Genomic DNA, 12,326 nt, shown 5'->3' with positions numbered 1-12,326 from the left:
CTGGCAACTCTGCCATCACCTTCTTGCGAAGGCCGGGGCCCGGGATTACCTTCAGGACCGACCTTGAGGTCATCGACCGCCGCGCGACTGGCGAGCAAGCGTGGAAGCGACCACGGGGAAGCGCGGAGGAACCTTCAGCCGATCGCCTGGGCGCAATTACCGGATGCCCGGGGCGACTCTGTGTCCTGAAGGAGCAATGACCATGCATCCCTATCGCGATCTCCTGCTCTCCACCGATCCCGACATCGCCGCGGCGTTGGCCGGCGAGGAACGTCGCCAGCAGGGCGGCATCGAGATGATTCCGTCCGAGAACTACACCTATCCCGAGGTGCTCGCGCTGCTTGGCTCGGTATTCACCAACAAGTATTCTGAAGGCTATCCGGGCCGGCGCTACTACGGCGGCCAGGACTTCACCGACGCCATCGAGGAGCTCGCCCGCAAGCGGGCCCGCGCCGTGTTCCGAGCGGAGCATGCCAACGTGCAGCCGCTGTCGGGCTCGCCGATGAACCAGGCGGTCTATCTCGGCTTCCTCAAGCCCGGCGACACCGTGCTGGGGATGGAGCTGTCGCACGGCGGGCATCTCACGCACGGCGCCCCGGTCTCGCATATGGGCAAGCTTTACAACTTCGTGCGCTACAAGACCGACCCGGCGCGCCACGGCGCCATCGACTTCGATCTCTTACGCCAGACCGCGCTCGCCACCCGGCCGAAGATGGTGCTGTGCGGCTTCAGCTCGTACCCGCGCGATCTCGACTACGCCGCCTTCAAGGCAATCGCCGACGAGGTGGGCGCGCTGACCATGGCCGACGTCAGCCACATCGGCGGCCTGATCGCGGGTGGCGTGCTCAAGAACCCGATGGACGCCGGGTTCGATTTCATGACCACCACCACTCACAAATCGCTGCGCGGCCCGCGCGGCGGCATGATCCTGTGCCGGGCCGATCACGCCAAGCGGGTCGACAGCTCGGTCTTCCCCGGCCTACAGGGCGGGCCCCACATGAACGTGGTGGCCGGGGTCGCCGTGACCCTGAAGCGGGCGGCGACGCCTGACTTCCAGGCCTACGCCCGCCAAGTCATCACCAACGCGAAGGTGCTGGCGGAAAGCCTGACGGCCGAAGGCCTGCGGCTGATCACCGGCGGCACCGACAACCACATGGTGGTGATCGACACCCTCGCCAGTGTCGGGCTCGACGGTTCCGACGCCGAGCACGTGCTCGACGCCATCGGCATCACCACAAACAAGCAGATCATTCCCGACGATCCGCGCCCGCCGCTGCGGCCCAGCGGCATCCGCCTCGGCACTCCCGCCGCGACCACCCGCGGCATGAAGGAAGCCGAGATGCGCAGCCTCGCCGCCATGATCGTCGAGGCCCTGCGCCATCCCGCGGATGCCGCCGTGATCGCCCGTCTGAAAGGAACTTGCGGCAAGATCTGCGCACGGTTCGCGGTACCCGGGATCGAGTAGTCAGCCTTGCCCTCGCCCACCCGCGGGAGAGGGAGCCACGGGAATCAATGGTTCGACGGAGGTGTTGGACTCTATATTTTGTTCTTGGTCCTATCACTCACCCGCCCCCGCAAAGAACCACCAGCCGCTTGCGCCAAGGCGCCTGGGCGGGCGATAAAGCCGGGCGAACCCCCAGGCGGAAAAGGAACGATGCCGATGCAGCTTCAGCAGAGCACCTGGCCGGAAGTGGAGCGCTATCTTGAGACATCCACGGGCGTCATCCTGCCCATCGGCGCCACCGAGCAGCACGGCCCCATCGGCGTCATCGGCACCGACGCCATCTGCGCCGAGGTCATCGCCAAGGGCGTCGGCGCGGCGGCGGGCGCACTCGTCGGCCCGACGATCGCCGTCGGCATGTCGGAACACCACATGCGCTTCCCCGGCTCGATGACGCTCCGGCCCTCGACGCTGATCGCGCTCCTTTCCGACTGCGTGGGCTCGCTCACCGCCCACGGGTTCCGGCGCTTCTTCTTCGTCAACGGCCACGGCGGCAACATCGCCTCGCTGCAGGCCGCGTTCTTCGAGATCTACAACGAGATGCGCCGCGCCGGTTTCGCGGACGCCCCGCAGGTGCGCTGCAAGGCCATGAACTGGTGGCAGCCCGAGCCGGTGGGGGCGCTGGCCCGGGAACTGTTCGGCGCCGCCGACGGCTCGCACGCCGCCGCGTCCGAGGTGGCACTCACCCAGTTCGTCGATGCCGCCAACATCAAGTCGGCACCCCTCGATCCGCCAGTGGCGCCGCGCGGCGGCTTTTACAATTCCGCCACCTTCCGCCAGCGCTACCCCGACGGGCGCATCGGTTCCAACTCCGGCTTGGCGACGCCCGAGGCCGGCCAGCGGCTGTACGACGCGGCGGTGGCCGCCGTCGCCGCCGACTATCAAGCCTTCCTGGCCGAGGCATGAGGCGCATCGGCGTCATCGGCGCCGGCGCCTGGGGCACGGCGCTGGCGGCGGCGGCGAGAAGGGCCGGGCGCGAGGTTTGCCTGTGGGCCTATGAGCCCGAGGTCGCGGCGGGCATCAACCGCGACCACGAGAATTCCCTCTACCTGCCGGGCGTGCGCCTCGACGCGTCGATCCGCGCCACCGTCGACATCGCCCAGGCGGCCGCCGCCGACGCCCTGCTGCTGGCGATGCCGGCGCAACGGGTGCGCCACCTGTGCGCGGCGCTGGCCCCCGCCACCGGCCACCGGCCACCGGTCGTCATCTGCGCCAAGGGCATCGAGCAGGGCAGCGGCGCCCTGATGACCGAGGTGGTGGGGGAAGCTCTGCCCGGCCTGCCGTTCGCCGTGCTGTCGGGGCCGACGTTCGCCGCCGAGGTGGCGCGCGAATTGCCGACCGCGGTGACGCTGGCCTGCGCCGAGCCCGGGCTGGCCGAGACGCTGGCCGCCGCTCTGCGTACGCCGCGCTTTCGCGTCTATCATTCCACCGACGTCGCCGGCGCCCAGGTGGGAGGCGCCGTCAAGAACGTGCTGGCCATCGCGTGCGGCATCGTCGAGGGGCGGGGGCTGGGCGACAACGCGCGGGCCGCGCTGATCACCCGCGGGCTGGCCGAGATCGTGCGCTTAGGTGTCGCCAAGGGGGCGGAGCCGGAAACCTTTCTCGGCCTGTGCGGCCTGGGCGACATCACGCTCACCTGCAATGCCACCCAGTCGCGCAACTTCTCGCTTGGTTTGGCCTTGGGCCGGGGCGAGACGCTGGGGGCCGTGCTGGCAGCCCGCCATTCGGTGGCCGAAGGCGTGTTCACCGCCTCCTCGGTGGTGGCGCTGGCCCGCCGTCTTGGCGTCGACATGCCCATATCCGAAGCGGTGGACGGCATTCTCAACGGCGGCGCCGACGTCGAGGCCACCATCGCCGGCCTGCTGGCCCGCCCCTTCAAGGCGGAAGCCCCGGCCGCCGGCTGAGCAGGGAAAGGGAAAAGCGACATGGCCCATTGGCTGGTGAAGTCGGAACCGAGTGCGTGGTCATGGGACGACCACGTGCGAAAAGGCGTCGAGCCGTGGAACGGCGTGCGCAACCACCAGGCCGCCAGCAACATGAAGGCGATGACGGTGGGCGACGCCGCCTTCTTCTACCATTCGGTCGACGAGAAACGTATCGTCGGCATCGTCGAGGTGGTCAAGACCTACTATCCCGACCCCACCGATCCCTCGGGCCGCTTCGGCATGGTCGACTTCAAGGCGGTCCGCCCGCTGGCCCGGCCGGTGACGCTGGCCGAGATCAAGGCCGAGCCGCGGCTTTCCCACCTGGCGCTGATCCGCCAGTCGCGCCTGTCGGTGGTGCCGATCGACGATGCCGCCTGGAAGCTCCTGTGCCAGATGGGCGGGATCAGGCCGTAGAAATTTCGGGGACACCATACTTAATTCACCCTCTTTCGCCCAGGCAACGGCGAAACCTCCCGTGAATTAAATATGGCGTCCCCGAAATTATGGAGAACCGCCGATGTTCAGGAACTGGCTGGCCGGACACCTCGAGGAGCGGGCGCTGAAAGGCAGCGCCAAGGAAGTCCGCCGCTTCGTCGGGGGGCTGCAGGGAACCGGCGATCGCGACCTCGGCGTCATCGTCGGCTGCGCCGCCGTGGTGCGCGTCAACATGGAAATCCACGGCGTCCTGCCCGCGGGGCTGTTCCAGCGCCGGGCCCTGGAGCCGTCCGAGGAACTGGGCGTGATGCAGCTGCGCATCAACCGGGCGGCCCGGCAGTTGGCCAAGATCCGCCAGCAGGCCGACGCCACCGGCGCCATGGTGTGGTCGTATTCGCTGCGCTGCCTCAACCTCCCTGAGCTCCGTCCCCTGGGTCGCGAGATGTGGGGCGAACTCAAGCGCGGCTTCGAGCACGCCGAAGAGGCGCTCCGCGAAGGCGAGACCCGCAACGGCAGGCCCTTCGATCGCCGGGTGTGGGCCGAATGGCGTCTCATTCCGCCGGGCCTCGATCCGGCGGACTGAAGCCGCGGCCGTCCCCGTTCAGGAGAAAGTCATTTTCCTTCGCAATTGAAGCCGGATAGGGCTTGGAGTCAGCCTCAATTTTTCCGTGTCGGACTTGTCTGGCGGGCGTTTTTCAGATAAGTCTTCGGGGTCGATTTTCAGGCGTTCCGTTTGATCCCGGACGTGTCTCGCACGCCAGTACGGCTTCCGTACCAATAAAAAAGACGCCCCCAAGCAACGGGCACCCTAACCAACAAAAGAGGCAACACATCCATGGCAGATCTATTTCCGGTTTCCGAAACCATCGCCAAGTCGGCCTGGGCCGACAGCGCCAAATACGAGGAAATGTACAAGCGCTCCGTCGCCGACCCCGAGGGGTTCTGGGCCGAGCAGGCCAAGCGTATCGATTGGATCAAGCCCTTCACCAAGGTGAAGGACGCCAGCTTCAACGCGCCCGACGTCCACATCAAGTGGTTCTATGACGGCACGCTGAACGCCTCCTACAACTGCCTCGACCGCCATCTCGCCAAGCGGGGCAACCAGACCGCCATCCTGTGGGAAGCCGACGACCCCAACAAGAGCGAGGCGATCACCTACAAGGACCTGCACGAGCGGGTGTGCCGCCTGGCCAACGCGCTGAAGGCCCAGGGCATCAACAAGGGCGACATCGTCACCATCTACCTGCCGATGATCCCCGAAGCGGCGGTGGCCATGCTGGCCTGCGCGCGCATCGGCGCCATCCATTCGGTGGTGTTCGGCGGTTTCTCGCCGGATTCGCTGGCCGGCCGCATCCAGGACGGCAAGTCGGTGGCGCTCATCACCTCCGACGAGGGCCTGCGCGGCGGTCGTCCGGTACCGTTGAAGGCCAATGCCGACAAGGCCGTGGCCCAATGCCCGACGGTGAAGACGGTGGTCGTGGTGAAGCACACCGGCGGCAACGTCCCGATGACCGCGGGACGCGATGTCTGGTATCACGAGATCTGCGCCAAGGTCTCGGCCGACTGCCCGCCGGCCGAGATGAGCGCCGAGGACCCGCTGTTCACCCTCTACACCTCGGGCTCGACCGGCAAGCCGAAGGGGGTGATGCACACCACCGGCGGCTACATGGTCTATACCTCGATGACCCATCAGTACGTCTTCGACTACAAGGACGGCGACGTCTTCTGGTGCACCGCCGACGTCGGCTGGGTGACCGGGCACAGCTACATCGTCTATGGGCCGCTCGCCAACGGGGCCATCTCGGTGATGTTCGAGGGCGTGCCGACCTACCCGGATGCCTCGCGCTTCTGGCAGGTCATCGACAAGCACAAGGTCAACATCTTCTACACCGCGCCGACCGCCATCCGCGCCCTGATGCGCGAAGGCGACGGACCGGTCAAGAAGACCAGCCGCAAATCCCTGCGCATCCTGGGCACGGTGGGCGAGCCGATCAACCCCGAGGCCTGGATGTGGTACCACAAGGTGGTCGGCGACGAGCGCTGCCCGATCGTCGACACTTGGTGGCAGACCGAGACCGGCGGCATCCTGATCACCCCGCTGCCGGGCGCCATCGCGACCAAGCCCGGCTCGGCGACCAAGCCGTTCTTCGGCATCGTCCCCCTGCTGGTCGACGCCGAAGGGCAGGAGATCAAGGGCGCCGGCGCCGGCAATCTGTGCATCGTCGACGCCTGGCCGGGCATGATGCGCACCGTCTATGGCGATCATAACCGCTTCGTGCAGACCTACTTCACCACCTATCCCGGCAAGTACTTCACCGGCGACGGCTGCCGGCGCGACGAGGACGGCTATTACTGGATCACCGGGCGCGTCGACGACGTCATCAACGTGTCGGGGCATCGCATGGGCACCGCCGAGGTGGAAAGCGCGCTGGTCGCCCATCCGAAGGTGGCCGAGGCCGCCGTGGTGGGCTGCCCGCACGACATCAAGGGCCAGGGCATCTACGCCTACGTGACCCTCAACGCCGGCGAGCCGGCGACCGAGGAGCTGCGCAAGGAGCTGGTCCAGTGGGTGCGCAAGGAGATCGGACCCATCGCGTCGCCCGATTTCCTGCAATGGGCGCCGAGCCTGCCCAAGACCCGTTCCGGCAAGATCATGCGCCGCATCCTGCGCAAGATCGCCGAGAACGACTTCGGCACGCTGGGCGACACCTCGACGCTGGCCGATCCCACCGTGGTCGAGGACCTGATCGAGAACCGCCAGAACCGCCAGTAGGGTTCGGCGCTATGAAGACGGACGGCGGGGCCCGGGGTCCCGCCGTTTCCGTTTCACCTCTCCTTGTGCGTCATCCCCGGATCCGCAGGAAAGAATGACGTGAATGGCCGCAACAAGTGCGGCCATGACGATTAGGAAAAACGCCCAAGCTATCCGCGCGGGCGGGGGGAGCGGCGGGGGGAATGGCCGCCGCCCTTGCCGCCCTTGCTCAGGCGTTCGCGCACCCGGGCCAGGTTCTTCTCGATGACGGCGACCACCTTGGGCTGGCGGTATTTCAGGTAGATCTCGCGCGCCCCCTCGAAGCAGCGCACCGCCTCGTCGAGCAGGCCGGGCACCGTCTTGCGGCGCGAGAGCGCGAACGAGGCGGCGCCCAGGTTGTTGGCGGTCTGCGCCCACAACAGCGGCGCGGCGTCGCGGCGGCGCACGCCCAGGGCCTCGCGGAAGCATGCCACCGAGCGCTCCAAGGCGTCGGTGCCGGTGACCTGGCTGCCCAGGGCCAGCAGCGCCACCCCCATCTGGTTGGTGACCTCGGCCCAGCGGTCGGGCGATTCGTCGCGATCGAGCACCTCGCGCGCCGCCTCGAAAGCTTTCACCGAGGCCTGCATGCGGGTGGCGTCGCTGTCGCGCCGGAGCGCCAGGCGATAGAGCACCAGCCCGAGGCGGGTCTGGGCGAAGGCCCAGTCGCCCGGATGCTCCCCGGGGCCGAGGGCGGCGGCCACCGCGTGATAGGCCTTGGCCGCCTCTTCCAGGTGGGCGGGGTCGGCGTCGCCGGCGGCCTTGGCCTCGTGCACCGCCGCCAAGTGGTTCTGGATCATGGCCCGCGTCAGGCGCAGCTCGGGGCTGGCGCAGGAATGCAGCGCCAGGCCATAGATGCGCTGGGCGCGCTCCAGGTGGGCGTCCTTGGCGTTGACCCGCCACAGGGCGGCGAAGCAGTTGCCGAGGCAGGCCAGCATGGCCGCGCTCTGCGCCGCCGTCAGGCCCATGGGCGGGGATTCGACGAAACCGTTGACCCGGGCGATGGCGTTGGACAGCACGGAACCCAGCGATTCCTCGCGGCCCAGCTTGATGGGAACGGCGGCGGCCACCGTCGCCGCCCCCAGAATCTCGCCGAATTCGCTGCCGAAGTTGGCCGGCAGTTCCAGCGCGTCCGCCAAACCAAAAGTGCCGGTCTTGCCCTCGGCATCCAGCAGGGCCGGGACGAAGCGCAGCACCGCGCCCCCCGAAAGACCGGTCGTCTCGCCCCAGATCATCACATCGGCGCCTTCCTGGGCCAGCCAGGCGCGCCCGGTGGCGCCGGCCGCCGCCAAGCGCTCGATGAGGTTGCCGTCGGACGGCAGCCGAAGGCGCTTGTTGGCAAGGCGGACCTCGATGCCGGGGCAGGGATCGAGGGCGGCGGCGACGCGCGCCGTCAGCTCGCGGCCGCCCGGCCCCTCGATCTCGGCCACGAGCGCGATGGCGGCCACCGGCCCGACGCGCTTCATCGGCAGCTCCGAGGAGGCCTCCTCGGCCCCCGAAGCGGGCCGCAGCAATTTTCCGAGAAGATCCCTCACCATGGGGGCTTCGATTCTCCACCGTTGGCCGGCCAGCGGGCGGCTGGACGCGCCCCGAAACCGGCCGGCCCTGCAAAATGCCCCGAACGGCGGCCCCAGGCAACGGCAAATCGGCGGCCGAGGGGCGCCCGATCTTCGCCGGCGCGATCGCACCGGGTTGGCAAAGCCGCCGCGGCGCGATAAAGGATGCCCCGAGAGGCCGACGCGGCGGGGTCCGCGAGGGAGGCTGCCTTGAACCGGACCATTCACGACATCACGCTGACCTTCACGCCCGATATCCCGCGCTTTCCCAACACCCCGGAGCCGACGCTGGAGCGCCTGCGCAAGATGGAGGAGGGCGCCGCCAACAACCTGTCCCGCCTCGACACCCACGTCCATTTCGCCACCCACGTCGACGCGCCCAGGCACTTCATCGCCGACGGCCATGGCATCGACGCCATCCCGCTCGACGTCCTGCTGGGGCCGTGCGTGGTGGTCGACTTTCCCGATCTTGCCGAGATCGGGCCCGAGGATCTTCAGGCCAAGGCCATCCCGCCCGGCACCACGCGGCTCATCCTCAAGACCCGCAATTCGGAGCTGTGGAACGATTACACCCAGGGCTTCCGCACAGACTTCGTGGCCCTGACGCCGGCCGCCGCCGAGTGGGTGATCGGGCGCGGCATCCGACTGATCGGCATCGACTACCTGTCGATCGAGCGCTATCAGGAACCCGGCCGGGTGACGCACCGCTCACTCCTGGGCGCCCAAGTGGTGCTGGTCGAGGGGCTGGATTTGCGGGGAATCAAGGCCGGCCCCTACGAGCTGATCTGCATGCCGCTCAAGCTCAAGGGCTGCGACGGCGCGCCGGCCCGCGTCGCCCTGATCGAACCCGAGCCCGTGAAGGAAGGCCCCCGTTGACGACCAAGCCCCCCGACCGCCGGCCGCGCCCGGCGCAAAAGAAACGCCCCGAGCCCCGCCCGCCGGCCGATCCGCGCGCCGTGGCGCTGGACGTGCTGACCGCCGTGCTCCGGCGCGGCCACGGCCTCGACGAGGCCCTGGACGGGCACACCGACCTCGCCCACATGGAGGGGCGCGACCGCGGCTTCGTGCGCAACCTGACCGCCACCGCGCTGCGCCGCAAGGGCCAGATCGACGCCCTGCTGGGAAGCTTCCTGGAACGGTCGCTGCCCCCCAAGGCGGCCGCCGTCACCGATATCCTGCGCCTGGGCGCCGCCCAGATCCTGTTCTTCGAGACCCCGGCGCATGCCGCCGTCGACACCGCCGTCAGCCTGACCCGGGCCCGCCGCCAGCCGACCTACGCCGGCCTCGTCAACGCCGTGCTTCGCCGCCTGGCACAGGGCGGCCTGGCCCTGCGCGACGCCCAGGACGCGGCGCGCCTCAACACCCCCGACTGGCTGTGGAACTCATGGTCGGCGGCCTATGGCGAGGCGACCTGCCGGCGCATCGCCGAGGCCCATCTGGCGGAACCGCCGCTCGATGTCTCGGTGAAGGGCGACGCCGAACATTGGGCGGGCGCGCTGGGCGGCACCGTGCTTCCCACCGGCAGCCTGCGGCTCCACCCGCACGGCCCGATTCCGGCGCTGCCGGGCTTCGCCGAGGGCGCCTGGTGGGTGCAGGACGCCGCCGCCGCGCTGCCCGCCCGCCTGCTTGGGCCGGTGGCCGGCAAGACGGTGCTCGACCTCTGCGCGGCGCCAGGCGGCAAGTCCGCCCAGCTGGCCGCCGCCGGCGCCCGGGTGATCGCGGTGGATCGCGCCCAGGGCCGGGTTTCCCGCCTGCGCGCCAACCTGGCCCGCCTCGAACTCGCCGTCGAAACGGTGGTCGCCGACGCCATCGCCTGGCGGCCGGCGGAACCGGCCGACGCCCTCCTGCTCGACGTGCCGTGCTCGGCCACCGGCACGCTGCGCCGCCACCCCGACGCCGCCTGGCTGCGCACGGAAGACGACGTCAAGGCCCTGGGCCCGCTACAGCAAGCCCTGCTGGAAGCCGCCGTCGCCATGGTGCGGCCGGGCGGCCTGATCGTCTATTGCGCCTGCTCGCTGCAACCCGAGGAAGGGGCCCAGCGCATCGACGCCCTGATCGGCGCCGGCGCGCCGGTGGCGCGCCAGCCGGTCGGTGCCGAGGAGGTGGGCGGCATGGCCGAACTGGTGACGGAGGCCGGCGATCTGAGGACGTTCCCCTTCCACCTGGACCACGTAGGCGGCATGGACGGCTTCTTCGCGGCCCGCCTGCGCCGCCTGTAAGGGGCGCCGACGATCGGCCTTTACTCCCCCCGGCCGAAAGACGGCAACACACGCCCCGATCCTTTTCATTCAAGGAACGCGGCCCGCAGGCGCGACTACCGGACCGCCTTCGAGGGGGATTGACCCCCTTCCGCGGGCAATCCTGCCGGCGCCCCTTGCCGAGCCTTGGCGATTGGGGCACCATCCGCAGCGCCTGGGAACACGACCGCCCGTACCGCTTGCGGAATGGAGCAGATGGCAATCAAGGACAGCGCATGGGTCGGCGGCGGATCGCGCCGCGCCCGGTGGATCGGCACCCCGAGGCGGGGCGTCGCCGAGTGGCTGTTCTCGCTGCCGCTCTATCCCCTGACCCTCGGCGGGCGCGCCCCGCGGGCGCTCCGGATGGTGCCGCCCGATCTGTGGTCGGGCGATCGCGAGAAGGGGGCACGGATCGCCGGTGGCCGCTTCCCCTTCGCGGGCAAGACCCTCGCCATTCCCGGGTTCGAGGCGCTGCCGCCTGAACTGTCGGGGACGGCCAGCGATTTCCTGCATGGCTTCGTCTGGCTGCGGGACCTTCGCGCCTACGGCGGAGAGGATGCGGCTCCCCGCGCCCGCGCCCTCATCGACGGCTGGCTCGCGCACTATGGCCACTGGCGGGCCGGGGCTTGGGCCCCGCACGTGTTGGCCGACCGCCTGGTCGCCTGGCTCAGCCATTTCCGCTTCCTCGCCGCCGACGCCGACGCCGCCTTCACGGCGCGCCTGCTGGGCTCGCTGGCCGTCCAGACCCGCCACCTGCGGCGCACGGTCAAGCGCCGGCCGCCCAACGCCCGCAGCCTGCGCGCGCTGAAGGGGCTTTGCTATGCGGCGCTCAGCCTGCCCGGCTTCGAGCGGCACTTCGAGACCACGATGCGGGGCCTGGAACAGGAGATCGCCCGCCAGGTCTGGCCCGACGGCGGCCATATCGAGCGCTGCCCGGCCATCCAGGCCGACGTTCTGGGCGACTGCCTGGATCTTCGGGCCCTGCTGCTGGCCGGCGACCAGGACGTCCCCGACTGGCTGCAAGGGGCGATCGACCGCATGCCGCCCTTGTTGCGCGCGCTGCGCCACGGCGACGGCGGCCTGGCCCTCTTCAACGGCGGCAACGAGGGCGAGCGCGAACGCCTGGATGCCCTGTTCGCCCAGGCCAGGGCCCGGGGCAAACCGTTGTCCAGCGCGCCGCACACCGGCTTTCACCGGTTGGCGGCCGGGCGCGCCGTCGTCATCGTCGACGCCGGTCCGCCGCCGCCGCCGGGCGCCGACCGCAAGGCCCACGCCGGTACGCTCAGCTTCGAGTTCAGCGTCGGGCGCGAGCGCATCGTCGTCAACTGCGGCGCCCATCCCGAGGCCGAGGCCCATTGGCAGGGCGCGCTTCGGGCCACCGCCGCCCACTCGGCGCTGGTCGTCGACGACGTCAACTCGGCCGATCTTGTCCCCGGCGGCGGCCTCGGCCGACGGCCGGTCGACGTCAGCACCGGGCGCCGGGAATTCGACGGCAGCCTGTTGATCGAAGCCAGCCACGACGGCTATCGCAGGCCGTTCGGCCTGATCCACCGCCGCGCCGTCTTTCTGGCCGCCGACGGCGAGGACGTGCGCGGCGAGGACGAACTGACGGGGCCGGGCGGCAAGACCTTCGCCATCCGCTTCCACCTGCATCCGCGAATCCAGGCCTCCCTGCTGGCGGAAGGCACGGGCGTCCTGTTGCGCACCGCGGCCGGTCACGGCTGGAAATTCCGCGCCGAGGGCGGCGCCGTTTCGCTCGAGGACAGCGTCTATCTGGGCGACGGAACGCCCCGCCGGACCCGGCAGATCATGGTGACAGGCGGCCTTGACGGCCAGGGCGCGCTGGTCAAGTGGCGGCTGAACCGCGCCTGACCGGCATCCGAC

10 protein-coding genes and 1 riboswitch are annotated in these 12,326 nt (G+C 69.7%); of the genes, 9 read left to right on the top strand and 1 reads right to left on the bottom strand.

All coding sequences use genetic code 11. The annotated features are described in order from the left end of the window. Positions 1 to 73 precede the first annotated feature (73 nt). A riboswitch (ZMP/ZTP riboswitch) is annotated at positions 74 to 159 on the top strand. Between the two features lie 43 nt (positions 160 to 202). The 6 genes from ODR01_RS02670 to acs all read left to right on the top strand — a co-directional run bounded on the left by ODR01_RS02670 (position 203) and on the right by acs (position 6,634). Continuing rightward, entirely contained in the window at positions 203 to 1,465 is a 1,263-nt protein-coding gene (locus ODR01_RS02670) for a serine hydroxymethyltransferase (RefSeq protein WP_316976040.1), read from the top strand. 189 nt (positions 1,466 to 1,654) lie between these two features. Further along, a complete protein-coding gene (locus ODR01_RS02665; RefSeq protein WP_316976039.1) occupies positions 1,655 to 2,407 on the top strand; it encodes a creatininase family protein in 753 nt (250 codons plus the stop codon). Then, positions 2,404 to 3,405 (top strand): NAD(P)H-dependent glycerol-3-phosphate dehydrogenase, encoded by a 1,002-nt coding sequence (locus ODR01_RS02660; protein WP_316976038.1) that lies wholly within the window; start codon positions 2,404 to 2,406, stop codon positions 3,403 to 3,405. Before ODR01_RS02665 ends, ODR01_RS02660 begins: the two co-directional genes overlap by 4 nt. Before the next feature lie 21 nt (positions 3,406 to 3,426). After that, entirely contained in the window at positions 3,427 to 3,840 is a 414-nt protein-coding gene (locus tag ODR01_RS02655; protein WP_316976037.1) for an EVE domain-containing protein, read from the top strand. Positions 3,841 to 3,943: 103 nt separating this feature from the next. Further along, complete coding sequence (locus tag ODR01_RS02650) at positions 3,944 to 4,444, top strand: hypothetical protein (protein ID WP_316976036.1); 501 nt, start codon at positions 3,944 to 3,946, stop codon at positions 4,442 to 4,444. Between the two features lie 252 nt (positions 4,445 to 4,696). After that, positions 4,697 to 6,634: an acetate--CoA ligase gene (gene acs / locus ODR01_RS02645; protein WP_316976035.1), complete on the top strand. Its 1,938-nt coding sequence runs from the start codon at positions 4,697 to 4,699 to the stop codon at positions 6,632 to 6,634. Positions 6,635 to 6,783: 149 nt separating this feature from the next. On the opposite strand, the gene ODR01_RS02640 is transcribed toward acs, so the two are convergent. After that, positions 6,784 to 8,187, bottom strand: a complete 1,404-nt coding sequence (locus ODR01_RS02640; protein ID WP_316976034.1) for a tetratricopeptide repeat protein — start codon at positions 8,185 to 8,187, stop codon at positions 6,784 to 6,786. Between the two features lie 228 nt (positions 8,188 to 8,415). Between ODR01_RS02640 and ODR01_RS02635 the strand changes: the two genes are divergently transcribed. The 3 genes from ODR01_RS02635 (at position 8,416) to ODR01_RS02625 (ending at position 12,314) form a co-directional block, all read left to right on the top strand. Next, positions 8,416 to 9,081, top strand: a complete 666-nt coding sequence (locus ODR01_RS02635; RefSeq protein WP_316976033.1) for a cyclase family protein — start codon at positions 8,416 to 8,418, stop codon at positions 9,079 to 9,081. Continuing rightward, the gene (locus ODR01_RS02630) at positions 9,078 to 10,424 is read left to right on the top strand and encodes an RsmB/NOP family class I SAM-dependent RNA methyltransferase (protein ID WP_316976032.1); all 1,347 of its coding nucleotides are present in this window, start codon (positions 9,078 to 9,080) and stop codon (positions 10,422 to 10,424) included. The genes ODR01_RS02635 and ODR01_RS02630 overlap by 4 nt, the downstream gene beginning before the upstream one ends. A 234-nt stretch (positions 10,425 to 10,658) precedes the next feature. Beyond that, on the top strand, positions 10,659 to 12,314 hold the full coding sequence (locus ODR01_RS02625) for a heparinase II/III family protein (RefSeq protein WP_316976031.1): 1,656 nt from the start codon (positions 10,659 to 10,661) through the stop codon (positions 12,312 to 12,314). The last annotated feature ends 12 nt before the right edge of the window (positions 12,315 to 12,326 follow it).

The sequence above is a fragment of the Shumkonia mesophila genome (genome assembly GCF_026163695.1).
Taxonomy (GTDB): Bacteria; Pseudomonadota; Alphaproteobacteria; order Rhodospirillales; family Shumkoniaceae; genus Shumkonia; species Shumkonia mesophila.
Note: the sequence above shows the minus strand (reverse complement) of the source record. Positions and strands in the feature narration are given on the sequence as shown.